This window comes from Hymenobacter actinosclerus (genome assembly GCF_900111515.1).
In the GTDB taxonomy this organism is placed as follows: domain Bacteria; phylum Bacteroidota; class Bacteroidia; order Cytophagales; family Hymenobacteraceae; genus Hymenobacter; species Hymenobacter actinosclerus.
This window is the reverse complement of sequence record NZ_FOHS01000002.1, coordinates 1,048,686-1,073,648: the sequence shown is the minus strand read 5'-3', so window position 1 is coordinate 1,073,648 and position 24,963 is coordinate 1,048,686. Positions and strand designations below refer to the sequence as shown.

The window sequence follows — 24,963 nt, the reverse complement described above, 5'->3', positions numbered from 1 at the left end:
TCTTTGGCTTGTTACCGCGCCGAGTAGCCCACCTTTTCGCGCACCTTGTTGAGCACGCCCGTGCCGTAGGCCTGGGCTTTGCGGGCGCCCTCGGCCAGCTTTTTGTCTACTTCGGGCAGGTTCTGGCTGTAGAAAGTGAACCGCTCGCGCTCCTCGGCAAAGCGGGTGCGAATGGCCTCGAACAGCGCCTGCTTGGCGTGGCCGTAGCCGTAGCCGCCATTCAGGTAGTTCTGGCGCATTTCGGCCACCTGGTCGGCATTGGCTACCAGCGCGAACAGCTTGAACGTGGTGTCGGTATCGGGGTTTTTGGGCGCTTCGAGCGGGGTGCTGTCCGAGACGATGGTTTTGATGGTTTTGAGCAGCGTCTTGTCATCGACGAAAATGTCGATGGTGTTGCCGTAGCTCTTGCTCATCTTCTGGCCATCGACGCCGGGCACCAGCATCACCTGCTCATCTACCCGCGGGCGGGGCAGCACGAAGGTGTCGCCGTAGCGGCTGTTGAAGGCCTGGGCCATGTCGCGGGCAATTTCGAGGTGCTGCACCTGGTCCTTGCCCACGGGCACGATGTCGGCGTCGTAGAGCAGGATGTCGGCGGCCATGAGCACGGGGTAGGTGAACAGGCCCGCATTTACGTCCGAAAGCCGGTCGCTCTTGTCCTTGAAGCTGTGCGCGTTGGCCAGCATCGGGTAAGGCGTAAAGCAGCTTAGGTACCAGGTCAGCTCGGTTACCTGCGGCACGTCGGACTGCCGGTAGAATAGGTTTTTATCGGTATCGAAACCGCAGGCCAGCCAGGCGGCGGCCACGGCGTAGGTGTTCTCGCGCAGCAGCGCCGCGTCGCGCACAGTGGTCAGCGAGTGCAGGTCGGCAATGAAGTACAGCGAGTCGTTGGCCGGGCTTTTCGACAGCTCGATGGCGGGCAGGATGGCGCCGAGCAGGTTGCCCAAGTGTGGGCGCCCGGTACTCTGGATGCCGGTAAGGATGCGGGACATGTATTTTAAGCTATTAGCCAGCAGCGGTTAGCTGTTAGCTTGATGTTGAAAAATTAGCCATTTCGGCAGCGAAAAACGCTGTAATAGCTGTTTAATTGGATCCGGCAGTGGGCAGCGGGGCCGGAGCCGCCGTAGGCAGACCGCGGTTGAGGGAGCGAACAAACGGAACTAGGTTTTCCATAAAGATGGTATCGTCGGCCAGTAGCTTCTGCAAATCGGGCCGGCCGGTAACAAGAGGGGCTATTGTCTCGCGGAATTCCCGGCTGACGCCCCCCCAGTTATTGGCGCTTACCACGGTAAAATCCGACTGGCCGGCCGGTTGCAGCAAGTACACCGTCTTCCACGATGCTCCGCCACCGCCAACAAAGCCTTTGTTACTGCCCAGCACAGGGGATGCATTGGCCGCGAAGAATCGGTACTCATAAAGCTTTACCTGGCCGCTGTCGAGAAATTCTGCGAAACCACGTTGTACATCGCTACCACTAAAACCATCATCAACCTGAAATCCGCCGACAGGTACGAACCGGTGTTTGCCCACCTGAAACCAGAGTATATCCTCAGGATTTAGCGGTTGCTTTTCACTCTTGCCGTCTTTAACGAGAAGCGTGTTTTCGTTCCGCAGCTTCAACTTGGCCGAATGCAGCAACTGGCGGTTATCAGCCAGCACATAAGTGCCTGCTTCGAAGGATTTGTACTGGGCCAAAAGGGCCTGGGGCAGTAGTAAGCCAACGAATAGTGCTAAAAAACGAATCATATGGTTAGTAGAAAAGCAGTAGTTACACGCTGACATCAGCCTCGGCCTGCTCCTGCAGCACCTCGGTTTCGTCCTTGCCCAGATACTGGTCGATGACGTAGTGGGCGAGGTAGAGTAGGGGCGTGAGCAGGATGGCCGCCGCGAATTTATACCAGTAATTGGTGTTGGCCACTTCCAGCACCTGGTTTAGCGTCCAGTTGCCAAACACATAGAAGGCCACGAACAGCACGACTACCGAATCGACGAGCTGGGAAACGAGCGTGGAGCCGGTAGCCCGCAGCCAGATGTAGCGCCCGCCCGCCACGCGCCGGAACCACTGGAAGATGCTGGCATCGAGCACCTGTCCGATGATAAAGGCCGTAAGCGAGCCGATGATAATGCCCAGGCCCTGCCGGAAAATGCTGTGGTAGGCGAAGTCGATATTGAATGGTCGGCCCTGCGAGTCGGTGCTGTTGACATCGAGCCAGAACTGGGCCGGCGGCAGCTCGGTAGTGGCCAGAATCACGAGGAAGGCGTACAGAATCAAGCCCACCGTGAGGAAGCTCACGCGCAGCACGCCCTCGCGCCCGAAGTACTCGTTGATAATATCGGTGGTGATGAATACTACGGGCCAGATGATGACGCCCGCCGTGAGGTTGCCGGGCAGCCCCATCAGCTTATCGACCGAAAAAATCTTCACCCCAATGATTTCGGCCAGCAGCGCATTCACGATAAAAATACCGCTGAGCACGAGGTAGAGCTGCTGCTTTTTGTGGGCGAAGGTTTTGGCGGGCATAGGGAAGGACAGGGGGATAGGGGGACGCAACAACATGGTCATGCTGAGCGAAGGCGGAGCATCTCTACCGCTTCGTTGCATTCAGTATGATGACCAATGCGGTAGAGATGCTTCGACTCCGGCTCCGCCTTCGCTCAGCATGACAAACGTTTGCATTATTCTCCAGCAACTCCTACTCGGCCACCGAAAACGTGCTGCCTTCCAGCGCCAGACTGGTCCACGAAAACTGGGTTTTGGCCTCGGCCAGCAACGGCTCCAGGTCGCGGTAGCGGCTCGAAAAGTGGCCGATGAGCAGGCGCTGCACCTCGGCGCGGCGGGCCAGCAGGCCGGCCTGGCGGGCGGTGCTGTGGTGGGTAATGGCGGCCCGCTCGCGCATATCGTCCAGGAACGTAGCCTCGTGGTAGAGCAGGTCGACGCCGTGCACCAGCTCGGCCAGGGTTTCGGTGTAGAGCGTATCGGAGCAGAAGGCGTAGCTGCGGGCGTGCTTGGGCTCGGTGGTAACGGCCGCGTTCAGGGCCAGCAGCTGGCCGGCCTCGTCGCGCACGTCTTCGCCCAGCGTGAGGGCCGTGAGCTGGGCCGGCAGCAGGCCGGCGGGCAACTGCGCGGCCAGCAGGCGGCGGCGCTTGGGCTTCTCGCGGAACAGGTAGCCGCAGCACGGAATGCGGTGGCGCATGGGCAGCGAGTGCACCGTCAGGTTCTTGTCTTCGAAAATCAGCCGGTGCTCGGTGGTTTCAACGGCCGTGAACTCCAGCGCGAAGTTGAGGTGGGTGTGCGAATGCCGGAACTGGGTGGTCAGGATTTCATCGAGGCCGGCGGGGCCGAACAGTTGCAGTGGCTCGGTGCGGCCGGTCAGGTTCATGGTGCCCAGCAGCCCGAACAGCCCGAAGAAGTGGTCGCCGTGCAGGTGGCTGATGAAAATAGTTTGCAGCCGCTGGGGACGCAGCTTGTATTCGAGCAGCCGCCGCTGGGTGCCCTCGCCGCAGTCGATGAGGTAGGGCGTGCCGCCGACGCTCAGCACCTGGGCCGTGTGGTGGCGGTCGAGAAACGGGGTGGCCGAAGCACTGCCCAGGATTTTCAGCTCAAACTCCATAGAAAGCTACAAGCCGCAAGCTACAAGCTGCAAGCCACGAGCTGAAGGTTGAACATCAGCTTGCAGCTTGCAGCTTGGGGCGTGCGGCTAAAAAAATTACTCTTTGCTGGTGAGGTCGCGCTCGATGGCGTGCAGGAAGATGCGGTCGATACCTTCTTCCACGGTGGGCAGAATGTGCAGTACCGATTCGAGCTTGCTGATAGTGATGAGCTTCATGACGTGGTCCTGCAGGCCGGTCATCACCAGCAGGCCACCGGTCGAGTTGCACAGGCGGTTGGCAATCAGGATGGAGCTCAGGCCCGACGAGTCGGTGTATTTTACGTTGCTCAGGTCCAGGATCAGGTTGTTGATGCCCTCGGCGTTAAGCTTCACGAATTCCGACTTCAAATCGGGCGCAACAGTAGTGTCGAGCTTTTTTTCGTCAATCGTGATGATGGTGTAGGTTTCTTTTTTATCGATGGAGTACTTCATACCGCAGGTCGGTTCGGTTGTTTGGGAGTAATTGCGAAGGTAACAAAAAAAGCCGTTGGGCGTGAATCCTGGGTGAAGCCCAGAAAACGGGCCTGGCAAACCCTACGGCCGGGTTTTGCCCGCCAGCCCGAAGGTCAGCGTGCTCCAGGTACTCTGCCAGTCGGCTCCGGTAGCGGCCGGCACACTCTCCATGCGCACGGTGCTGACCAGGTACGGACCCGGACCGGACAAATGTAACAACACCCGACCGTTTTGGTTGCTGCGCAGTTTCTGCAGCAGCGCGCGGGGCCGGGCGCCGCGCCGCCACAGCCGCACCAGCTGGCCCGCAACGGGCTGGCCATTGCGCAGCACGCGCACCGTTAGTGGGGCTTCGGGACTCAGCAAATAGGGGTTCTGCTCGGGCACCAGCTCCAGCGGCAGGCCCACCGGCCGGGCCCAGGCGCGGGCCGTATCGGCGGGGTTGGGCGCGCCGGCCTGCACCAGCGTTTTGGCGCAGCGCCGGTAAGCTTCGCGGCCGGGCGCGGTGGTCTGGCCCCGCTGCTCGCGCAGGGCCAGTACGTTGTCGAGGCCCTCTTCCCGGAGGTAGGCCGAAAACCTGTCGGCCTCCAGGGTAATGGCGGCGTTGTTGGTGGCCAGCGCTACCAGGTGGGTGCCGGGCTGAGTGAACGTGACGGTGCTCTGGATGGTATCGTCGGGGCTGGGGGCGGACAGGCGCAAATCGGCCGGAGCCGCGCCGGGCGCGTAGTGACGCAGCAGCACCAGGCGGCGGCTCCGGCCGGCCCAGGCCTCGCCCCGAAAATCCTCGCCTGCCAGCCGCCGCAGGTGTACGCTGGCACCCGGGGCTACCACAAACCGCGCCGGCTCCAGCCAGAACTCATGAGCCAGCGCCGCCGAAGTGGCCGTCAGCAGCAGAATCAGCAGGGCAGATGGGAGGCGTCTCATGCGGTGGGGAGAACAGGCGAGTGAAATAAATCTGCGCTGGCGGCCAAAACTCCGTTAGTACAGCCGTGATTTACTCACTGCTCAGGCCCGCTCCAGGGCCAGCTGGTAGGCGTGCTCGTAGTACACGCGCAGGTTTTTCCAGTCGAACATTTCGGCCGAGCTTTCCACGTTGTTGCGCTGCATGATTCGCTCGCGGCGGTTGAGCTGCACGAACTGCCAGAGCATGTCGGTGAGCTCCTCGGCAGATTCGTCGAAGCTTTTTTCCTGGCGATGCACCACGAAAATGCCCTGCTCGTCGTGGGCAGGCACGTTTTGCAGCACATAGTCGCCGAAGCCCGAGAGGTCGGAGGTGATGGCCGGTACGCCGCGGGCCACGCATTCGAGGGGCGTGTAGCCCCAGGGCTCGTAGTAGCTCGGAAACACGCCCAGGTGGCAGCCGCGCACGAACTGGCCGTACTCCATGCCGAACAGGGGCGAGGTGGGCGACACGAAGTCGGGGTGGTACACGATTTTCACCCGGTCGTGCTGGTTGTTTACCAGGTTGGCGCGGCGCAGGAAGTTGAGGATGTCATCAGTTTGGTCATCGACCAGGTTGTGGGTGATGACGGGGGGCAGGGCCTGGGTTTTCCAGCTTTGCAGCGTGCGGCGGTAACGCAGGCGCCAGTAGTCGTCCACCATCGTGCTCAGGTCGGGCAGGCGGTTGTCGTCGGAGGCGGCGGCGGCAAAAAACAGCCGCTCGCCCACCTGCCGCTCGATGGCCTCGCAGGTTTCGCGCACTTCCTCCAGCACGGCCCGGCTCTGCAGCACCTGCGGGTTGATGCTGGTGAAGGGCCGCTTGGTGATAAAAAACATGACTACCTGCCCCTCCAGGCCACTTTGCTGCAGGCGGTAGTTGAGCCGGGCCAGGGCCTCCAGCGTCAGGTCGAAGCCCTTGTTGTGGTATTCGTAGCGCCCACTCGTGAACAGGTACAGCGTCTTATCCAGATCAAACGAGTAGCTCTGGAAGAAGTGGGCCATCACGAACTCGTGAATCTTGTTTTTGTACTGCTGGTGCAGGTTCTGGAACTCGTGCAAAGCCACAAACCGCTCGATGTTGAGGCCGTTGGGCAGCACCGCGTCCGGAATCCGGTCGAGCAGGTAAATGCACTCGCGCACCGTCAGCTCGCTTACCGTCGTGAACACGTGGGCCCCGTGGGCGGCGGCGCGCTCCATGGTTACGGCCGGCTCGATGTTGAAGCGCCGGGCCTCCGCCAGCCAGTCCACCTGCATGAGGTGGTCGTAGAAGTTGGGGTCGTTCATGGCCAGGTAGCGGCCCAGCAGCGTGGCGTGGGTCGTGAACACCACCTGCACCGGCACCTGCTCGCGGCGCAGTGCCGGAATGGCCACGCCGGTCATCCACTCGTGGAAGTGGGCAATCAGCTGCCGGGGCGGCGCTGTTTCGGCGGCCAGCAGCGTCAGAAACACTTTGGCCAGCTCGCCGAAGGCCACTACCTGGTGCAGCAAATCGTCGGCGGCGGGCACCGGAATGTGGTGGTCGTTCCAGAGGTCGGCCTTGATGGCATCGAGCTGCGGATACACCTGAAACGGGTCAATCAGCACGACGCGGGGGCGGCCCGTGACGAGCCAGGTGCCCAGCTGCACCTGGTAGCCCAGCGCCCGCATGGCCCGCACGGCGCTGGCAAACGAGTCTTCGGAGGAAGCTAGCAGGTTCTCATCGTCGGGCTCGAACTCGCCCTGGGCCTGTTGCGGGAAATAGGGGCCCAGCAGGCAGTAGCGCCCGCCCCACACCTGCCGCGTGGCCGGCACCTTGCTCCGGATAACGGTGTAAATGCCGCCCACCTGGTTGCAGACTTCCCAGGCTACCTCCACCAGCAGAGTATCGTCGGGAATGGTAGATGCGGGTGGGGTAGGGGGAGATGAAGACGTGGGCATTGGCGGCAGAGAGTGGGTTTGGAGCTACAAGCTACAAGTCGGGAGCTAAAAACTCCTGCCAGAACGGCGTAGGGACGCAATATTTTGCGTCCCGTCGTTGCTGACGCTGACTATTACGCATTATTGTTCAACGACGAGACGCAAAATATTGCGTCTCTACGCCGTTCTGGCTAACTCGAATAGCGCAAAACTACCCCGGTTGCTGCGACAGAATCAGCACCGAGTAGGGAGCCAGGCCGAAGGTTCCGTGGAAGGGTTGGTCGTCGTAAATGCCTTCCTCGGCCTCGCAATCCACGCTTTCGAAGTTGCCGAACTCCTGGTCGTAGCCAGCCCAGTCGGAGTTGAAGCGCACGTGCCAGCGGCCGGCGCGGGGCAGGCCCAAGCGGTAGTCGGCGTGGCTCTGGTCGGCGAAGTTGCACAGCACCACCGTGGTGTCGCCGGGGCCGCCCTGGTCGCGGCGGATGAAGGCCAGCACCTTCTGCTCGTCGTTGAGGTGGTGCACTTCGGCGTGCTGGCCCAGCAACCCGCGGGTGTGGCCGGCGTGGTTGCGGCGCAGGGCAATCAGGTCTTTGTACAGGCGCACGAGGCCGGCGTGCTCGTCGGCGCGGGTCCAGTCGAGGGGCTGGTCGTCGGAGAAGGAGCCGTCGGCCAGCATGGTCTGGCCCTGGAAAATCATGGGGATGCCGGGCACCGTGAGCACCAGCGCCGCACCCAGGGTCGAGCGTTTTTTGGGAAACCAGGAGGCCGCCGCGCCGGGCATGATTTCCTCGGGCACCCGGGCCTTGCCGTTCGCTACTTCGTCGTGGCTTTCGGTGTACACCACCCGCTGAAACGACTCGCCGTTGTAGCGGTGCAGCACGGCCTCGGCCACGGCCGGCATGCTGCGGTCGGCGTCATCGGGCGTAGTCAGCGCGTCGCGGATGGGGTACACGAAGCGGGCGTCCCACTGGCTGGAAAAGCCCTGGCCGCCGTCTTCGGGGGCGCGGGTGATGTAGTCGTCGCCGAGCAAATCCTCGGCAATCATGATTTTCCAGGGCATGCGGGCGCGCACTTCCTCGTTTATCCAGCGCATCAGGCTATAGCCGTCGGGCAGGTCGTGGGCGGGGTCGGTGGTGCCGTTCACGTTGCGCACGTGGGCAATGGCGTCGCAGCGCAGCCCGTCGAGGCGGTAGTCTTCGAGCCACATGAGCGCGTTGTCGAGGATGTAGCGGCGCACGGCCGGGCGGCCGTAGTCGGGGCGGTTGTGGCCCCAGGGCGTCTCGGCGCGCCAGTCGTTGTAGAAGTAGATGCCGCCGCCGTCGTTTTCCTGCCAGCCGTCGAACTGCCATAAGTCCAGGTCGCCGGGGCCGAAGTGATTGTACACCACGTCCAGAATCACGGCGATGCCGCGGCGGTGGGCCTGCTTGATGAACTCCTGGAAGCCGGCCGGCCCGCCGTAATCCCCATCAATAGCAAACGGGTGCGCGGGGTTGTAGCCCCAGCTCAGGCGGCCCGGAAACGCCGCCGCGGGCATGATTTCCACGGCGTTGATGCCCAGCTCGCGCAGGTAATCGAGCTTTTCGATGGCGTCGTAGAAGGTGCCGGGCCGCTCGGGGTCGGGGGCGTAAAAGGTGCCGATGTGCAGCTCGTAAATCACCAGTTCGTTCCAGGCCGGCATCTGAAAAGCGTCGTCTTCCCAGTCGAAATTAGGGTCGACTACCACCGAGCTGCCGGCCGAATGGGTTACCTGGCGGGCGTAGGGGTCGTTTTTGGTCAGCTCGCCGTGGGGCGTGGTCAGGTGGAACTTGTACTCGGTGCCGGACCCGAGGTCGGCGAAGTCGGCCGCCCAGTAGCCGTCTTCTTCGGCCGTGAGCGGGTGCGAGTCGGCATTCCACTCATTGAAAGGGCCCAGCACCGAAACGGCGGTGGCGGCCGGCGCCCACACCCGGAACGTGGTGCCGCCCGTGTGGGGCCGGGCGCCCATGCCGCCCTGCAGCAGGGTGGGGGCAGTTGCGGGGGTGGTTAGAGGGCCGGCAGTAGCATCCGGGGTAAGAAGGGTTGGCATCAGGCAGAAATACTGAAAAATAAAGCGCCCACAAAAGCGGGTAGTTTCTCAGATACCCGTAAAAGCGGGCTGGGGTTGTATCCCTCGCCTGGCTGGCAACGCGGCTACTGCGGTTGGCTGGACGTAGGCCGCATAGGTTCTGGGGGCATCGGGCGGTTTATCGGGCAGCAGCAGCCAACTACTTTGCTCCGCTTGGCTTAGCCCGCCCGCCAGCGGAAGGTAGGGGGCTTATTTGGTGATGGTAGGCTTGAATGTTTTAATGATGCGCACCGGTGCGCTGCCGTTAGTGGGCACCACCTCAAACGACACGCGCACGCCCACAACGCGTAGCTCGGCCGTGGCCTCAAGCGTGCCCCCGACGTAGTACATAGGCGTCGGCGAGCTGTCGTCGGCAGCGGCGGCAATCAGCGTCTGCTTTATATCCCGAATGGTGGCAGCGCCAATCGTAGCCGGATTGAATGTATAGCGAACTGAAGGTATGTTCAGAGTGTAGCGGTAACGATACGTTTCGCCCGGCTGCTCCTGCTCCTTCACTACCGGCGAATCGAGTAAGTTAAATACGCCCGGCACCTCATTATAATGCACCGCTACTCCCGAGGTCCAGGAGTTGTCGTAACCTGGCAGAGCCAAGGCCGGACTGATTAGCAGACTAGATGGCCCCCTGACAATCTGGGCGGGTACGCTCCATTTGAGGGTGGTGCCGGCCGTTTGCGCCGCCTGGGTTACTACCCCATCGAGCAGGTCGCTATTGATTGGGTCGAGCAGCGTGCGGCGTAAGCCATCAGTGTTAAAGCCCGCATTCTGCAGCAGGTCGATGCTGCTCGCGCCGTGCACCAGCAGGTCGGCGGGCCCACTGAACGAGGGGGGCAATCCGTTAAAATCAGTGCCTACATGGCGCAGCCCTACGGGTAGAGCCGAAAAGGGCGCCCCACCCAGGGTGCCCGCAGCAATAGCATAGCTGGCCAGCGTCCAGCGCATGCTAAATTTATCGTAAGACTGGTACCGGATCAGAGGGTCGTAGGTTAGTTCTACCTGCGTGGCATACCAGGTAAACCGGCTTAGTGGCTGTGGCTCCAGCGTCGAAGCGAAGGCAGCGTTCTGCGTGAAATCTACTATCTGCTGGCCGCTGAAATTTAATAAGGGCGACTGCCCGGCGTAACTACCTTCTATGGCCAGGGTGCTGGCCAGGGTACTGTTCAGCGGCAGCGCACCCGAATCATCATTCAGATAGTAGTACATGCGCATAACGCCCCGGAACTTGTTGTAGAAAACCAAAAATTTACTGGCCGCTACTCTCTGCCTTGAGCTGCTGTTGTAAACCAGCTCCCAGCCGTCGGCCCGTAAGTAATCACTGGCCCACTGGATGGGGAAGGCCCGTTTGGCCGTTGGGGCCCACGGCACCGGCACTGCTGGCTGTTCGGCAGGGGCCGGCAGGGTGAGGTCGGTTTCCCAGTCAAAGTCGGCGGCTGGGTCGTTCTTGGTAGGCGGGGTTGGGAATACGGGCTGCACCACTATCGCGGCTTGGCCAGTGGTGTTGGTGAGGGCGCGAACCGAAATAACCGGCTCGGCTTTTTCCCGGTCGCCGCAACGGGCAAAGGCGAAGGCAGCTAATAGAACAATTACCGTTCGTGATTTGGGAACTGGGCGCATAAGAATAAGTGAAGAAAGGAGGGAGGGTAAATATAGAAAACTCGCGCTCAATCCCCGAAAACCCGCTGAGCGGTCAATAATCTCAGCGGATTTAGTGATTTTTTGCGGCCTGCCCTAACTCTTTGCTGGTTTTGCAGGTTGGTCAGATTCCACTCGCTTATCTAACTCAAGTTGCGGAGTAGGCGTTAACGCTAAAAATTAGCTCCCCTCCTTGGAAAATGTCACGCATAGAGCGAGTGTGGGCTGGGGTGGTCGATGATGGCAGAACGATGACTAAAACTGGTTTTTAGCTGCCGTTCAACGCTTATCAACCACCCCCAGCCCACATTCGCTCTATGCGCGACATTTTCCAAGGAGGGGAGTCAGCTGCTAGCTCTTAGCCCGCAACTTGGGTTATTTACTGTTTCCCCTTATGCCCCGACCCAAACCCGTGGTGTTCGGCCTCTACGGCTGGACGCCCGAATACGGCTACCGCTACATCCACCCCGCCAACCGCCGCTCCTTCGAGTGGCTGGAGCCGCTGGGCAAAGTGTTCGAGAAAATCGACGAAACCGACGACTGGATTATCCTGCGCTACGACGAGCAGCAGTTTTTCGTGAGCCCCGAGCTGTTCAAGGAGCTTTACCAGAAGCCGCCCTTCAGCTTCGGCGACCAGGTGAAAACCACCGCCCCGCCCGCCCACCAGGGCCTCATTTCCGACGTGTATTTCGACGAGCGCGCCGATGCGTTCCAGTTTCAGGTAGTTGAGAAGAAGCGCAAAATCCAGCGCGTTTTCGAGGCCGATGAGCTGGCGTTGCAATGATTTGGTGAATGAGTGACTCGGTAAATGAGTGACACACCAAATCACTCATTCACTGAGTCACTCATTCACCGCTACAGCCCCACCGCAATGCCCACCACCACGGCCACCACGCCCAGGGCGACCAGCAGCAGGTAGAGCGGGAACACGAAGCGCCACCACTCATCAAACCGCACGCCGCAGGCGGCCACGATGGCCACCAAAGCACCGTTGGTGGGCGTTATCAGCTCGCAGAGGCCGGCGCCGTACTGGTAGGCCAGCACGGTAACTTGGCGCGAGAGGCCGATAAGGTCGGAGAGAGGCACGAGCAGCGGCATGGTGAGCACGGCCTGGCCGCTGACCGAGGGCACGGGCAGGTGCAGGGCCGTGTGCACGCCCATCATGCCGATGGCCGCCACCCAGGCCGGCAGCCCGGCCAGTGGCGCCGAGAGGGCGTTGACGATGGTATCGACAATCTGGCCCTGCTCCAGCACCACGAAAATGGCGCGGGCAAAACCAATCAGCAGCGCCGAAAAGGCAATGTCGCGGAAGCCGGCGATGAAGCCCTCGGCGGTGCCCGTGAGGCCCAGCCCGCCCACCAGGCCGGCCACTACGCCCATCGTGAAGAACAGGGCCGCCATCTGCTCGAAATCCCAGCCCAGCTTGAGCACGCCGTAGGCGAAGAACGCGAAGCCGCCCAGCAGCAGGGCCAGCACCAGCCCGTGGTTGCGGCCCGCTACCAGCGTGCCGTTGGGGTCGGCCTGCTCGCTGGTTTCGGGCGCGATGCGGTGGCGCTGGGCATAGCGCACGGTGCCGCCAATCCAGATAACCAGGGCCAGCAGCAGAAACACCAGCCGAAAGCCCCCACCCGAAAGCAGCGGCAGCTGAGCTAGCTTCTGGGCAATGCCCACCTGAAACGGGTTGAGCGGGCTGAACGCCGCCCCCACCGCCGCCGAGCCGATGCTCACGGCCGCGGCCGTAATGACCGGGTAGCCGATGCGGCGCATCAGAATCAGCAGCACCGGCACCAGGGGCACTATTTCCTCCTGCATATTTTCCAGCGCCCCCATCGTGGCAAACAGCACCGAAATGATGGGAATCACCACCGCCTCGCGCCCCCGGAATTTCTCCAGCAGCCAATCCACGCCCCGGCGCAGGGCCCCCGTGAGGTCGACGACCGTGAAGGCGCCACCGGCCAGGAACACCAGGAAAATCACGGAGGCGGCATCGACCAGTCCTTTCGGAATATCGACCAGGGCTTGCAGGGGGCTAACCGGCGTGGCCGGCACGCGGTGGTAGGAGCCGGCCACCACCACGTCGCGGCCGGTAGCGGCATCGGGCAGGCGCTCGAACACGCCGGCCGGCAACACGTAGCTCAGCGCGCAGGCCAGCAAAATAAAGCCCACCAGGAGTACCAGCGGGTGCGGAAAGCGAATCGTCTTCATGCCGCGAAGGTAGGGAGGGATGGGGTGATAGGGTGAGGAGGTGATGGGGTGATAGAGGAACGGTCATTCTGAGCGGAGCGAAGAATCTCGCGTGCAATGGTAACCCTGTCGTCAGGAATTACTTTGGCACGCGAGATTCTTCGACTCCGCTCCGCTTCGCTCAGAATGACCGTTTCTCTATCACCTCCTCACCCCATCACCCCATCACCCCATCACCCCGTACCTTTGCCCCGCCATGAAATACGCCGAGTTTAAAGCGCTGAACCTGTTCCGGCAGGCCGAGTACCTGGCCGAACACGGCCGGCTGCTGGCCGAGCGGCGCGAAGACAGCTTCCGGCTGCAACTGTTTGCGGTGGCCGATTTTTACGCCGAGCAGTGGTGCGAGTCGGGCAACGGGCACTTGCTGTTCATCCACCTGTTCCGCCACCCCGCCGGCCTGCGCGACTACCTGCCCGCCATCCGCCTGCCCCGCGACCTGTAGCAAGTATCAGCCAGAGGCTATATTAGGGCTATGAAAAGCTTCCGCCTGCTGCCGGCGCTGCTGGCCCTGCTCAGGTTTGCCACCGGCTACGGGCTGGCCAGCCGCGCCTACGAGCTCCACCGCGACGAGTACCTCTACCTCGACTACGGCCGCCATCTGGCCTGGGGCTACCTCGAGGTACCGCCCCTCACGGCCCTGCAAAGCTGGCTTACGCTGGCACTCGGCGGCAACTGGTTCTGGGTGAAATTCTGGCCTTTGCTCTGGGGCAGCCTCACCATTTACCTGGTGGGCCGCGCCGTGCAGCGGCTGGGCGGCGGGCCCTGGGCCGTGGCGCTGGCCGGCCTTAGCTACCTGCTGGGGGCCTACGCCCGGCTCAACTTTCTGTTTCAGCCCAACTCGTTTGAGGTGCTGGCCTTTACGGCCGTCGGCTACTGGCTGATTTGCTACGTGCAGCAGCCGGCCCCGCGCTGGCTCTACGCCATCGGGGCCATGCTGGGGCTGGCGCTGCTCAACAAGTATTCGGCTCTGTTCTATATAGCCGCGCTGGTGGCGGCCCTACTGCTCACGCCGCTGCGGCGGGTGCTGGCGACGCGGCCGTTCTGGCTGGCGGTGGGCCTGGCGCTGCTGCTGTGGCTGCCCAATCTGGCCTGGCAAATCGGGCACGGGCTGCCGGTGCGCCACCACATGGCGCTGCTGCGCGAAAGTCAGCTGGTGCACGTGTCGGTGGCCGGCTTCTGGCAAAGCCAGGCTATAATGAACGTGCTGAGCCTCTGGGTGTGGGTGCCCGGCCTGCTGGCGTTGCTGCTGAGTTGGCGGCTGCAACCCTACCGGGCGCTGGGGCTGGTGTACGTGGCCGGCTTGCTGCTGCTCACGCTGCTGCATGGCAAAGACTACTACGCCCTGGGCTACTACCCGCTGCTGCTGGCCGCTGGCGCCGCGTGGTGGCAGCAGTGGCTAAGCAGTCGGCCGCGGCTGGGGCAGGTGCTCCGGCCGGCGCTGCTGGGGCTGCCCCTGGCACTCAGCCTCCGAATTCTGCCGCTGCTGTTCACTACCGAGCCGCCCGCCGGCATGCTGGCGCTGGGTGCACGCTACCAGAAGCTGGGCGTGTTGCGCTGGGAAGACGGCCGCGACCACCCGCTGCCCCAGGACTTTGCCGACATGCTGGGCTGGCGCGAACTGGCCGCCAAAACGCACGCCGCCTACGCCGCCCTGCCCGCCGCCGCCCAAGGCCACACCTTCATCCTGACGGACAACTACGGCCAGGCCGGCGCTATCAACTACTACAACCGCCGCCACGACTTGCCTCCGGCTAACAGCTTCAACGGCAGCTACCTGTTCTGGCAGCCCCCTACGCCACCCGGCGGCTGGCAATACATTCTGCTAGTGGAAGAAGAGCCCACGCCGGGCCTGGAAAAGCACTTCCAAACCCTGCAAACGGTGGGGGAGGTGCGCAACCCTTACGCCCGCGAGCGGGGCACGCGCATCCGCCTTGGTTTCCAGCCCGACACTGCCATCCTGGCCTACACCGCCAGGCGGCACCGCCGCGAGCTGGCCGCCTGGGGGCAGTTTTGAAGGTGGGTTTCGGGTGGATATGCCCCAGGTTTGCTTTCCGCACATTTTGGGCGAACTTCACAGCCTCCTACCAAAACCCCACTCGGCATGAAAAAACTTCTCATTGGGCTGCTGCTGCTCGGCTCGCACGCCGGGCTGGCGCAGGATGCCGCCACCTACCAGACGCCCCCCAAAGCCCTGGCCGACCTGGTAACCGTGGCGCCTACGCCGGGCGTCAGCGTGGATTCCAGGGGCCAGTACATGGTGATTCTGGAGCGCGCCGCCAACCCCACCATCGCCGAGCTGTCGCAGCCCGAGTTGCGGCTGGCCGGCGTGCGGCTCAACCCCGTCACCAACGGCCCCAGCCGCGCTTCCTACCTCACCGGCCTCAAGCTGAAAAAGCTGCCCTCCGGCGCCGAAACGGCCGTAACCGGCCTGCCCGCCGAGGCCCGCCTGAGCTACCTGCAATGGTCGCCGGACGAAACCAAATTTGCCTTCACCAACACCACCGACACCCAGCTGGAGCTGTACGTGGCCGACGTGGCCACCGCCGCGGCCCGGCGCGTGGGCACCGTGGCGCTGAACGCCGTGCTGGGCACGCCCTACAACTGGCTGCCCGACGGGCAGGGCTTTATTGTGCGGGCCGTGCCGGCTGGCCGCGGAGCCGCGCCGGCTCCCGGCCGCGTGCCCACTGGCCCCACGGTGCAGCAGAACCTGGGCCGCTCGGGCCAGGCGCCCACCTACCAGGATCTGCTCAAGAACCCTTCCGATGAAAAGCAGTTCAACTACTACGCCACCGCCCAGGTAATGCGCCTGGGCCTCGACGGGCAGACGAAGGCCATCGGCCAGCCGGGCATCATCACCGGCGCGCAGGCCTCGCCCGATGGGCGCTATGTGCTGACGGAAACCGTGCACGCGCCGTTTTCCTACCTCGTGCCGGTGTACCGCTTCCCGGTCCGGACGGAGGTGTTCGGCATTGATGGCACGCTGGTGAAAATGCTGTCCGACACGCCCGCCCAGGAAAACGTGCCCTACAGCCCCGACGGCGCCCCCACCGGCCCGCGCGACTACGACTGGCGCCACGATGTGCCGGCCACGGTTTTCTACACCGAGGCCCAGGACGGCGGCGACCCCAAAAAGAAGGCCGATATCCGCGACAAAGTATTTGCCCTCGACGCCCCGTTTGCCGGCGCACCCCAGCAGATTTACGCGGCCCAGTACCGTTTCGGCGGCTTTGAGTGGGGTGATGATAAGACCGCCCTGGCTACCGAGCGGTGGTGGCAGTCGCGCCGGAGCCTGACCAAAATCGTGAACCCACGCACCTGGCAGGCCAGCACCCTGTTCGACCGCTCGTACGAGGACCGCTACTCCGACCCCGGCCAGCCCGACACCCGCCGCAACCAGTACGGCCGCGACGTGCTCAACCTGCTGCCCAACGGCGAACTGCTGCTGCTCAACGGCACGGGCGCTTCCAGCACCGGCGACCGGCCCTTCGTGAGCGTGCTCAACCTGAAAACCGGTAAAAGCCAGGAAATCTGGCGCTCCCAGGCCCCCCGCTTCGAGCGGCCCATCGCCGTGCTCGACGCCAGAAAGCGCGTGCTGCTCACCACCCAGGAGCAGCCCGACGAAAACCCGAACTACTACATCCGCAACCTCGCCAAGCGCAGCGCGCCCCAGCGCGTCACCAACTTCCCGCACCCCTACCCGCAGCTCAAGGGCATCCAGAAGGAGCAGCTCCGCTACAAACGCGCCGATGGCGTGGAACTGACGGCCATGCTGTACCTGCCGGCCGGTTACAAGAAGTCCGACGGCCCGCTGCCCACGTTCCTGTGGGCCTACCCGGCCGAATTCAAGAGTGCCGCCGCCGCCGGCCAGGTCAACGGCTCACCCTACCAGTTCAACCGCATCAGCTACTGGGGCGCGGCCGTCTTCGTGACCATGGGCTACGCGATTCTCGACAACGCCAGCATCCCGATTGTGGGCGAGGGCGACAAGGAGCCGAACGATACTTACGTGACGCAGCTCGTATCGAGCGCCCAGGCCGCCATTGAGGAAGGCGTGCGCCGCGGCGTAGTCGATGCCAACCGCGTGGCGGTGGGCGGCCACTCCTACGGGGCCTTCATGACGGCCAATCTGCTCACCCACAGCAAGCTGTTCCGGGCCGGTATTGCCCGCAGCGGCGCCTACAACCGCACGCTCACGCCCTTTGGTTTCCAGAACGAGCAGCGCACCTACTGGCAGGCCCCGGAGGTGTACAATACCATGTCGCCCTTTCAGCAGGCCGACAAGATGAAAACCCCGCTGCTGCTCATGCACGGCGAGGCCGATAACAACACCGGCACCTTCCCGATGCAGTCGGAGCGCTACTACACGGCCCTCAAGAGCTTCGGGGCCAGCACGCGCCTGGTGCTGCTGCCCTACGAAAGCCACGGCTACACGGCCAAGGAGTCGCTCTTGCACATGCTCTGGGAGATGAACAGCTGGCTCGATAAGTTCGTGAAGAACGCCCCCGCCGCCGGCACCGAAACCCCGGTCGGCCAGGCCGGCGCTAAGTAATTCGGCTCAGCCTGTTGTCAAACCGCCCCGCCCACCTAGTGGGCGGGGCGGTTTTGCGTTACAATAGATTGCCTGTTACCATCTCCATATCTGCGGCTCATCTTTCCAGATGAGCAATCGGAATTCCTCGTAGTGCTGGCCGCTGCCAATCGTGTGCGTATCCCGGTGGCCTTTGCCCAAGGTGAGTTTGTGCAGCATCCCGCTGGTTGAGCCAACCCACAACGTCCGCTCATCCTCGGAAATGGTCATTCCGCTGATAGTTGAGCCCAGAAAATATTCCCAGATTTTCTCTCCTCCTCTATTAATGGCCCTGATATAGCCGTAGGCGTCGCCCAGAATGTAATAATCTTTGGTCGACAGGCCAGCGTAAACCCGCATTCCTTCATCAATTGTTGTGTAGTCTTCGCTTTCGGTATATCCCTCAATAGCTACTCCGTCAAACAATTCGGATTCGACGCCGATAGTTACACCGTTGTAGAAGTGGCAGGAATTGGTGATGAGCTGCCGGTCATCCTTTGAGAACAGGCAAAAATGGGGGTAGGATGATTGCGGCCCGATGGTGCCCAGTGTATTTCCAGCCGCATCTAAAATCCTATGATCGTAGCACTGGTCGCCAACGGCGATGTAGCGGTTGTCATTTGATAAGGCGGCATTTTCCATGTCAATATCCGGCGACCAATCCTCCTCGTTGTCGTCGTTTAGGGGGTGAAGCAGCTTCTCTTCTCCTCCGGACACCAGGTAGATTCCTTCCGAACTAACCAGCAGAAACCGCTTACCATCATTAAAAGGGATCAGCTCCGTGATGCCCAAATCCGCCGTTTTGTTCAGCGTAAATTCTGCTATTACCTCGCCTTTCCAGCCACGGCAGGTGGTTACTTTCCCATGCGCTGCCAGGGCGAATACGTCGCCCTGTTGCGATTTGCCAATGGCTTTAATGTGCTCGTCGAGCTTCACTACTTGGTCGTCCTCCAGGCTGTACGCCTGCCGGTTCTGGTAGCTTCGGCCCGTCAGAAAAACAATTTTCTGGCCGCTTACAAAATGTAATTGCTCAACGCTTTGTGCCTGTTTTTCCAGAAAGGAAATTATGGGTTGGTGCGCTGGCGGAAAATCACTCCGAAAACTTGCTACCTCGTTGTCGAGGTTAGCCTGCTTTAACCGGGCCAGCACTTCTGCCGCCAGATGCTCCCTTTCGTCTTTCGGATCGGGCCCTTGCCAATTATCCCAGCCATTCTTTTCGCCGAAAGCAACCATCTCATTGATTCCTTGCGCATAAGTTTCGCCTTTTGAATACCACTCTTCTTGAATAGTAGGTTGATTCGTGTCAAGATGCTCTGCCATTGGATTTGAGAACTGAATATGTTGGATTGTATCTGGCTGCTTCGCTACCGCTGCCCCCCGAACTGCCGGCCGAAATAGTCGCCGGGGTTCCAGCGGGGGCGTTCGGGGTTTTGGGCTATTAGGTAGCCGACCAGGAAATTGAGCTGCACGTAGGTGCGGCCGGCCTCGAAATCGAAGGTGCCGCTCATGTCGTCCTGGGGTTTGTGGTAGGTAGCGGCGCGCCACTGCTTTACCTGCTCGCTGAGGTTGTTGCGGCCGTCGGGCGTGCGGTTGCCGTACTTGAGGTGCAGCGCCGGAATGCCCTGGGCCACGAAGCTGTACTGGTCGGAGCGGATAAAGCGGTTCTGCTCGGGTTCGGGGTCGTCCTCCACTGGCAGCTTGAGGTAGGCCGCGGCCTGGGCCACCGGTGCGGCCAGCGTGGAGTGCTGGGCCCCCAGCGGCACCACCGACAGCAGCGGGGCAATGATGGTGGGCATATCGGTATTCACGTTGGCCACGAGGCTGGCGGCGGGCACGGTGGGCCGGGCCGCGAAGTAGGCCGAGCCCAGCAAGCCCAGCTCCTCGCCGGTTTGCAGCACCAGCAGAATGCTGCGGGCGGGCTTCTGCTTGAGCCGCGAATAGATACCGGCAATTTCGAGCACCGAAGCCACGCCCGTGGCGTTGTCGTGGGCCCCGTTGTAGATGGAGTCGCCGCGCACGGGCGCGCCCACGCCCAGGTGGTCGAGGTGGGCCGAATGCACCACGTATTCATCGCGCAGCTTTGGGTCGGAGCCCGTGATTTTGCCCACCACATTGTAGGAATCGAAATCCTGGTAAGTCGATTCCCATTGGGCCGCGAGCGTGCCGGGCAACAGCACCGGGGCTGGCTGGCTGGCCCGCAGCCGCCGCATAATCTGGGCCGTGTCGGAAGCGGCAGCGCGCAGCAGGGTCTGCAGGCCGGCGGCCGAAAGCGTGCCGGTAAGCGCTACCCCGCCCGGCCCGCTCACAAAGCCGCGGGCGGCGGCCACCTTGCCATCAGCCCCCAGCACGCTGGTGCTCGACGCCAGCCGCGCCGGACCGCCCAACGCGGGCCGCAGCGTGGCAAACAGCACGCCCACCGCCCCGTGGGCGGCGGCCGTGCGCACGATTTGGGTCTGGTCCTGGCTGGCGGCGGCCACGGTGCTCGGGAAGGCCGGCGGTGCCCCGCGCAGCACCACTACTACTTTCCCCTTGGCGTCGAGGCCCTGGTAGTCGTCGTAGTTGTTGGCCGGGGCCGAGATGCCGTAGCCCGCGAATATCAGGCCGGTGGCGGGAAGCTGGGCGCTGGGCTGCTCGGGGTGGGGCAGCAGGCTGATGGCATCGAGCGGCAGCCCGGCCGCAGAGGCCGCGCCGGCCGCCGGCTGGTAGCTGGCGGTAGCGCCCGGCCGCACGGTGGACCGGCGCAGACGCACGCGCTGGGTGAAGCCGCCGTTTTCGCCGGCCGGCGCCACGCCCCGCTCTTTCAGCTGGGCCACCACGTAATCGACGGCCAGCTGGTAGCCGGGCGTGCCGGGCTTACGGCCCAGCAGCCGGTCGTCGGCCAGGTAGGCCACGTGGGCGCGCATGGCTTCGGGCCGCACCTGGGCCAGCGCCCGGCGCACGGGCTTGGGCAGGTTGAGCGGGGAGGACGTGCCGGTCTGGGCAAATACCCCCAAAGCGGGTAGCAGAAGGGCCGGGAGCAGGAGTAGGGCAGAAAACTTCATCAGGCTAACATACACCAAAAAGTTCTTCCCTGACCATTGCAAAAGGTTTTTGGCGTTGCCAGCACGGTGTAGAGACGCATAGTTGCGTCTCATCATTGCTGACGTTGACCGTTTCGTACCGCCATTCAACAGTCAGCAACGCCGAGACGCAACTATGCGTCTCTACACCCGCCCAACAGCCTTTACGCCCGCACCATGTGGATGTGCGGAATGTCGTCCTCCAGATACCCCGGGCCCACCTGCCGGAAGCCGAAGCTCTCGTAGAACTCCTGCAAGTACAGCTGGGCCCCGATCTGGATGGGCTGGGAGCCGAACAGGCGCTCGACGCCGCCAATAGCCTGGCTCATCAGTTCGCGGCCCAGGCCGGTGCGGCGGTGGCGGGGGCTACTCACCACCCGCCCGATGCTGGCTTCGGGGAAGGCCACGCCGGGCCCGAACAGTCGGGCATAGGCGGCCAGCTCGCCGCCGGGTGCATGGCCCAGCAGGTGCCAGGCGGTTTGGTCGAGCCCGTCGATATCCTGAAACGGGCAGGTTTGCTCCACCACGAATACTTCGGACCGTAACTGCAGCAGCGCGTACAGCTCGGTGGTGGTCAGGTGGGCGAAGGGCTTGAGGGTCCAGGTGAGGGGCATGGGGGCAAAGATGCGGGTTTGGTAATTAGCAGCCAGCCGCCAGGTGCCGCACGCCCTCGTAGCTGTCGAAGGGAATTTCTTCCCGGATATCGGCCGGCAGCACGCCGCGCTTCAGCAGCAACTCCACCACTTGGGCCCGGTGCATTCCGCAGTTCATGCGTTGGTAGATGGCCCACAGGGGTTTCTGGCACTTTTTGATTCGGTTCTTTTGGTAGATAGCACACAGACTGATGGCCAGGCTTTCGATGGCATCCTCGCCGGTGGTTTGCTCAACGAGCCGGAGTAGCAGTCGTTCATCGCCCGCCTGGTAGTTGTTGAAAAATAGGCTGGCATAGAGCCAGGGAATGGGGGAGCTGGAGAGCCTTGCTAAAGCAAATTCGCGGATAGCGGGGGACTGGAAAAAGACAAGTGCCTCCACGGCATCGTCGAGTGCCGGGGTGTAATGGGGCGGCTGAGCCTCGGCCAGCGGCAGCAGCAACTTATAGCCCAGCGGCAGCTTCACGTAGCGAAACACCTGTAAATACCGAAGCTGGCGAGTTCGGCTGGTTTCCTGCTCGAACTCGGCCGCTAACAGCCGAAGCTGCCGCGCTGGTAGCCGCCGAACAACGCGCCGGACAACGTGCCGGGGAATGCGCCGCCGCTTGCGGTTCGCCAGCAAATGGCGCAGATACTGCAAGTCCGGAATTGCGGGCCGGGAAGGGGTGTAGGGCTCCGGCCGCTGGCTTTCCTGCACGGCTTGCAGGTAGCGGGCCACGTGCTCGTTGGTAGCGGCGGCTTTCTCCAGTTCGGTCTCCACCGCTACATCAGGGTTCCTTTCCTGGGTGAAGCTGATAAGGCCATCGTCCTCCCAGTTCTCCGGGTCGGCTGCCAGCAACCGGCCGCGTACGATGGCTGCCCGAAGCAGGCCGGCCGGCCCATCTAACAGCACCAACTCGTACTCGCCCGCGTAGGCATACCCCGCCGAGCCTCCTAGCTCGAACCGCTGGTAAAAGGCCGTGCGGGCCGCCGGATACCCCGCCAGGGCCAGGCGCCGGGCAATATCGAATAGCTGGGTCAGGGCCCACTCTTGCTCGTGGGCGACTAGCAGGGCCAGCACCCGGGAAATCAGATACTCTTTCTGCGCCGAAAGCAGCATTAACCGCACGATATACTCTCCCCGGCTGCCCTCGCACTGTGGGTCGTAGGCAAAATTGGTGCAAGCCGCCTTCAAAATGTCAGGTCCGAAATTAACCTCCGGATGCGCCTGCATTAGCAGATATGCCCGGCCGGTGCCACGTCGGATGGCATCGCGGAAAAGGCGCTTAATACGGGTATTTTCGGTCATTAAAGGGTGGCGTTGGCAGCAAGGGCGAAGGTAGGTAAGAAGTAGAAGTGAAGCCTAATCGTTGAGGCGCAACATGTGCCGGATGAGTTTTCAGCCCTAATCCCCACGCTTCATCCGCCTCATCCGACGCTTCGGTAACGGCGAGTTTCAGGCGGCCCGGCGGCGGCGCACTTTTGGGCATCACTTCACCGACCCCGCCATGAAACGCCTCCTACCGCTGCTGCTGCTGCTGCTACTCACCCTCACCGGCTTCGCCCAAACCAGTACCCTGCGCGGCACCGTGCGCGACGCCGGCGGCCAGGCACTGCCGGGCGTGAATGTATTTGTGCGGGGCACTTTCGACGGGGCCAGCACCGATTCGCTGGGCCGGTTCCAGTTTGAAACGGCGGCCCCGGCGGGCGCTTACGTGGTACAGGCCAGTCTGCTGGGCTTTATCACGGCCGAAAAACCCCTGATGCTGCCCGCCCCGGCCGCGCCGCTGGCCTTCGTGATGAAAGCCGAACCGCACGCGCTAGGCTCGGTTATCGTGACGGCCGGGGCCTTTGAGGCTAGCGACGAGCACCGCAGCGCCGCCCTCAACACCCGCGACATTCAAACCACGGCCGGGGCGCTGGCCGACGTGGCCGCCGCCTTCAATACCCTGCCCGGCACTACCCGGGTGGGGGAGGATGGTATGCTGTTCGTACGCGGTGGGGCCACTTCGGAAACCAAGGTGTACCTCGATGGCATGGTCGTGCAGAATCCGTTCAACCCCACGGTGGCAGCGGTACCGGCCCGGGGAAGGTTTTCGCCCAGCCTGTTCAAGGGCACTGTGTTCAGCACCGGCGGCTACTCGGCCCTGTACGGACAGGCGCTGTCGGGCGTGCTGCTGCTGAACTCGACCGACCTGGCCCCCGAAACCCAGACCGGCCTGTCGGCTACCTCTGTATTCGTGGGGGCCTCGCGCACCCGGCGCTGGGAGCGGACTTCGCTGGCTGTTAGCGCCGACTATACCAACCTGACACCCTACGCCGGCTTGCTGCCCCAGAACGTGCGCTGGGACCAGGCCCCGCGCGGGCTGGCCACCTCGGCCACGCTGCACCACCGCACCGGGCAGGCCGGCATGCTGAAAGTGTATGGCACCTGGAACAGCCAGCAGCTGCGAATCGGCCAGCCCAGTCCTGAGCCGGCCGGCGTGCAAACTGTGGGTTTGCGCGGCCGCAACGCCTACCTCAATGCCACCTTCCGCAGCCCGCTGCGCCGGGGGTGGAGCCTGCAAAGCGGCCTGGCCCTGAGCCGCGACGACCAGCGCGTGCGCCCCGATTCGGTGCGGCTGCGCACCCTGGAGCAGGCCCTGGTGGGCCGGCTGGTGCTCATCAACGACTCGGCCAACGCCCGCTTCAATGTGAAAATAGGGGCCGAAGGCCTGGTGCAACAGGTGAGCCAGGCGGTGCAACCCAACGCGGCCGACCCACTGACGTACCGGCCGGAGTTCCGCGAAAATCGGCTGGCCGGTTTTATCGAGAGTGATTTTCAGCTGACCGACCGGCTGGCGGGCCGGGTGGGCGGGCGCGCCGAATACTCGGCGCTGCTGAGCCGCTGGAACGCCGCGCCCCGGGTGGCGCTGGCCTACCAGACCACCGAAAATAGCTCCCTCTCGGCCGCCTACGGCCGTTTCTACCAAACGCCCGACAACGGCCTGCTGCTGGTAGCCGGCCCCCGGCTGGGCTTCGAGCGGGCCCGGCACGCCGTGCTGACTTATCAGTACACTCAAAAAGGCCGGCTGCTCCAGCTCGGAGCCTACCACAAAACCTACGCTCAACTCGTGCGCTTCGATGGCCGGCAGCCCCGCAACCCGCTGGGCTACGACAACGGCGGCGCCGGCTACGCCCGCGGCCTGGATGTGCTGTGGCGCGACCGGACGAGCGTAAAAAACCTCGAATACTACCTCAGCTACGGCTTTCTGGACACCAAGCGGCAGTACCGCCAGGACCCGGTGCGGGCCGTGCCCACCTTCGCCGCCCGCCACAATGTGTCGGTGGTAACCAAGTACTGGGTGCCGGCGCTGCACACGCTGCTGGGGGCCACCTACAGCTACGGCAGCCCCCGCCGCTACCACGACTTCAACCAGCCCGAAGCGGGCTACAACCAAGGGCTGCTGCCCGCTTTCCAGGATTTGAGCCTGAATGCCAGCTACCTCACCCGGCTGCTGGGCCAGTTCACCATCGTGCATCTGTCGGTGAGCAACGTGCTGGCGTTCCCCAACGTGTACGGCTACCGCTACGCCAGCCACCCCGAGGCCGCCACCGGCCAGTTCAACCGCGTGGCCATCACGCCCACCGCCCCGCGCATGGTGTTCCTGGGCCTGTTCGTGAATATCAACCAGAAGGCCCCCGCCAGCGTGAACGAGCGGCCGGAATAGGTGATTTGGTGAGATGGTGAAATGGTGAGTTTGCTGTTCGAGGGCCCGGGGGCCTAAGTGAAAACTGAACAACTGCTCCGCTGGCTTGC

19 protein-coding genes are annotated in these 24,963 nt (G+C 63.0%); 5 read left to right on the top strand and 14 right to left on the bottom strand.

Annotation, left to right across the window (positions count from 1 at the left end; genetic code table 11):
• Positions 1-11: 11 nt before the first annotated feature.
• The 9 genes from trpS to BMY67_RS10860 all read right to left on the bottom strand — a co-directional run bounded on the left by trpS (position 12) and on the right by BMY67_RS10860 (position 10,647).
• On the bottom strand, positions 12-989 hold the full coding sequence (gene trpS, locus BMY67_RS10900) for a tryptophan--tRNA ligase (protein WP_092771333.1): 978 nt from the start codon (positions 987-989) through the stop codon (positions 12-14).
• A 91-nt stretch (positions 990-1,080) separates the two neighbouring features.
• Positions 1,081-1,743 (bottom strand): hypothetical protein, encoded by a 663-nt coding sequence (locus tag BMY67_RS10895; protein WP_092771331.1) that lies wholly within the window; start codon positions 1,741-1,743, stop codon positions 1,081-1,083.
• Between the two features lie 22 nt (positions 1,744-1,765).
• Entirely contained in the window at positions 1,766-2,518 is a 753-nt protein-coding gene (locus BMY67_RS10890) for a queuosine precursor transporter (RefSeq protein ID WP_092771329.1), read from the bottom strand.
• 172 nt (positions 2,519-2,690) lie between these two features.
• A complete protein-coding gene (locus BMY67_RS10885; protein WP_092771327.1) occupies positions 2,691-3,608 on the bottom strand; it encodes a ribonuclease Z in 918 nt (305 codons plus the stop codon).
• Positions 3,609-3,704: 96 nt separating this feature from the next.
• A complete protein-coding gene (locus tag BMY67_RS10880; RefSeq protein WP_019947928.1) occupies positions 3,705-4,079 on the bottom strand; it encodes an STAS domain-containing protein in 375 nt (124 codons plus the stop codon).
• Between the two features lie 102 nt (positions 4,080-4,181).
• The gene (locus BMY67_RS10875; RefSeq protein WP_092771325.1) at positions 4,182-5,021 is read right to left on the bottom strand and encodes a DUF4198 domain-containing protein; all 840 of its coding nucleotides are present in this window, start codon (positions 5,019-5,021) and stop codon (positions 4,182-4,184) included.
• An 81-nt stretch (positions 5,022-5,102) separates the two neighbouring features.
• Positions 5,103-6,953 (bottom strand): glycosyltransferase, encoded by a 1,851-nt coding sequence (locus BMY67_RS10870; RefSeq protein ID WP_092771323.1) that lies wholly within the window; start codon positions 6,951-6,953, stop codon positions 5,103-5,105.
• A gap of 190 nt (positions 6,954-7,143) precedes the next feature.
• Positions 7,144-8,997, bottom strand: coding sequence for an alpha-amylase family glycosyl hydrolase (locus BMY67_RS10865; RefSeq protein WP_245745000.1), 1,854 nt, complete (start codon positions 8,995-8,997; stop codon positions 7,144-7,146).
• Positions 8,998-9,225: 228 nt separating this feature from the next.
• Positions 9,226-10,647: a hypothetical protein gene (locus tag BMY67_RS10860; protein WP_092771319.1), complete on the bottom strand. Its 1,422-nt coding sequence runs from the start codon at positions 10,645-10,647 to the stop codon at positions 9,226-9,228.
• A 412-nt stretch (positions 10,648-11,059) separates the two neighbouring features.
• Here BMY67_RS10860 and BMY67_RS10855 point away from each other — a divergent pair, with 412 nt between their 5' ends.
• Positions 11,060-11,449 carry a DUF6960 family protein gene (locus BMY67_RS10855; RefSeq protein ID WP_092771317.1) on the top strand — a complete coding sequence of 130 codons (390 nt, stop codon included), beginning with the start codon at positions 11,060-11,062 and terminating at the stop codon, positions 11,447-11,449.
• Between the two features lie 71 nt (positions 11,450-11,520).
• On the opposite strand, the gene BMY67_RS10850 is transcribed toward BMY67_RS10855, so the two are convergent.
• The gene (locus BMY67_RS10850; protein ID WP_092771315.1) at positions 11,521-12,870 is read right to left on the bottom strand and encodes a YfcC family protein; all 1,350 of its coding nucleotides are present in this window, start codon (positions 12,868-12,870) and stop codon (positions 11,521-11,523) included.
• A gap of 235 nt (positions 12,871-13,105) precedes the next feature.
• Between BMY67_RS10850 and BMY67_RS10845 the strand changes: the two genes are divergently transcribed.
• From BMY67_RS10845 to BMY67_RS10835, 3 genes are all read left to right on the top strand, one after another.
• Positions 13,106-13,351 carry a hypothetical protein gene (locus BMY67_RS10845; RefSeq protein ID WP_092771313.1) on the top strand — a complete coding sequence of 82 codons (246 nt, stop codon included), beginning with the start codon at positions 13,106-13,108 and terminating at the stop codon, positions 13,349-13,351.
• A gap of 30 nt (positions 13,352-13,381) precedes the next feature.
• Complete coding sequence (locus BMY67_RS10840; protein WP_092771311.1) at positions 13,382-14,923, top strand: glycosyltransferase family 39 protein; 1,542 nt, start codon at positions 13,382-13,384, stop codon at positions 14,921-14,923.
• An 87-nt stretch (positions 14,924-15,010) separates the two neighbouring features.
• Entirely contained in the window at positions 15,011-17,458 is a 2,448-nt protein-coding gene (locus tag BMY67_RS10835; protein WP_092771309.1) for a S9 family peptidase, read from the top strand.
• 75 nt (positions 17,459-17,533) lie between these two features.
• Here the strand turns inward: BMY67_RS10835 and BMY67_RS10830 are convergent, their stop codons facing one another.
• From BMY67_RS10830 to BMY67_RS10815, 4 genes are all read right to left on the bottom strand, one after another.
• Complete coding sequence (locus BMY67_RS10830; protein WP_092771307.1) at positions 17,534-18,796, bottom strand: WD40 repeat domain-containing protein; 1,263 nt, start codon at positions 18,794-18,796, stop codon at positions 17,534-17,536.
• 44 nt (positions 18,797-18,840) lie between these two features.
• On the bottom strand, positions 18,841-20,517 hold the full coding sequence (locus tag BMY67_RS10825; protein ID WP_092771305.1) for a M28 family peptidase: 1,677 nt from the start codon (positions 20,515-20,517) through the stop codon (positions 18,841-18,843).
• A 182-nt stretch (positions 20,518-20,699) separates the two neighbouring features.
• Positions 20,700-21,149 (bottom strand): GNAT family N-acetyltransferase, encoded by a 450-nt coding sequence (locus BMY67_RS10820; RefSeq protein WP_092771303.1) that lies wholly within the window; start codon positions 21,147-21,149, stop codon positions 20,700-20,702.
• 25 nt (positions 21,150-21,174) lie between these two features.
• Positions 21,175-22,293, bottom strand: a complete 1,119-nt coding sequence (locus BMY67_RS10815) for a hypothetical protein (RefSeq protein WP_177189787.1) — start codon at positions 22,291-22,293, stop codon at positions 21,175-21,177.
• Between the two features lie 379 nt (positions 22,294-22,672).
• On the opposite strand from BMY67_RS10815, the gene BMY67_RS10810 reads away from it, so the two are divergent.
• Positions 22,673-24,874, top strand: a complete 2,202-nt coding sequence (locus tag BMY67_RS10810) for a TonB-dependent receptor (RefSeq protein WP_092771298.1) — start codon at positions 22,673-22,675, stop codon at positions 24,872-24,874.
• Positions 24,875-24,963 lie beyond the last annotated feature (89 nt).

What these genes read in the sequence shown, in the direction of transcription:
- trpS (WP_092771333.1), bottom strand. Translation starts at nt 989, where the DNA reads ATGTCCCGCATCCTTACCGGCATCCAGAGTACCGGGCGCCCACACTTG.
- BMY67_RS10895 (WP_092771331.1), bottom strand. Translation starts at nt 1,743, where the DNA reads ATGATTCGTTTTTTAGCACTATTCGTTGGCTTACTACTGCCCCAGGCC.
- BMY67_RS10890 (WP_092771329.1), bottom strand. Translation starts at nt 2,518, where the DNA reads ATGCCCGCCAAAACCTTCGCCCACAAAAAGCAGCAGCTCTACCTCGTG.
- BMY67_RS10885 (WP_092771327.1), bottom strand. Translation starts at nt 3,608, where the DNA reads ATGGAGTTTGAGCTGAAAATCCTGGGCAGTGCTTCGGCCACCCCGTTT.
- BMY67_RS10880 (WP_019947928.1), bottom strand. Translation starts at nt 4,079, where the DNA reads ATGAAGTACTCCATCGATAAAAAAGAAACCTACACCATCATCACGATT.
- BMY67_RS10875 (WP_092771325.1), bottom strand. Translation starts at nt 5,021, where the DNA reads ATGAGACGCCTCCCATCTGCCCTGCTGATTCTGCTGCTGACGGCCACT.
- BMY67_RS10870 (WP_092771323.1), bottom strand. Translation starts at nt 6,953, where the DNA reads ATGCCCACGTCTTCATCTCCCCCTACCCCACCCGCATCTACCATTCCC.
- BMY67_RS10865 (WP_245745000.1), bottom strand. Translation starts at nt 8,997, where the DNA reads ATGCCAACCCTTCTTACCCCGGATGCTACTGCCGGCCCTCTAACCACC.
- BMY67_RS10860 (WP_092771319.1), bottom strand. Translation starts at nt 10,647, where the DNA reads ATGCGCCCAGTTCCCAAATCACGAACGGTAATTGTTCTATTAGCTGCC.
- BMY67_RS10855 (WP_092771317.1), top strand. Translation starts at nt 11,060, where the DNA reads ATGCCCCGACCCAAACCCGTGGTGTTCGGCCTCTACGGCTGGACGCCC.
- BMY67_RS10850 (WP_092771315.1), bottom strand. Translation starts at nt 12,870, where the DNA reads ATGAAGACGATTCGCTTTCCGCACCCGCTGGTACTCCTGGTGGGCTTT.
- BMY67_RS10845 (WP_092771313.1), top strand. Translation starts at nt 13,106, where the DNA reads ATGAAATACGCCGAGTTTAAAGCGCTGAACCTGTTCCGGCAGGCCGAG.
- BMY67_RS10840 (WP_092771311.1), top strand. Translation starts at nt 13,382, where the DNA reads ATGAAAAGCTTCCGCCTGCTGCCGGCGCTGCTGGCCCTGCTCAGGTTT.
- BMY67_RS10835 (WP_092771309.1), top strand. Translation starts at nt 15,011, where the DNA reads ATGAAAAAACTTCTCATTGGGCTGCTGCTGCTCGGCTCGCACGCCGGG.
- BMY67_RS10830 (WP_092771307.1), bottom strand. Translation starts at nt 18,796, where the DNA reads ATGGCAGAGCATCTTGACACGAATCAACCTACTATTCAAGAAGAGTGG.
- BMY67_RS10825 (WP_092771305.1), bottom strand. Translation starts at nt 20,517, where the DNA reads ATGAAGTTTTCTGCCCTACTCCTGCTCCCGGCCCTTCTGCTACCCGCT.
- BMY67_RS10820 (WP_092771303.1), bottom strand. Translation starts at nt 21,149, where the DNA reads ATGCCCCTCACCTGGACCCTCAAGCCCTTCGCCCACCTGACCACCACC.
- BMY67_RS10810 (WP_092771298.1), top strand. Translation starts at nt 22,673, where the DNA reads ATGAAACGCCTCCTACCGCTGCTGCTGCTGCTGCTACTCACCCTCACC.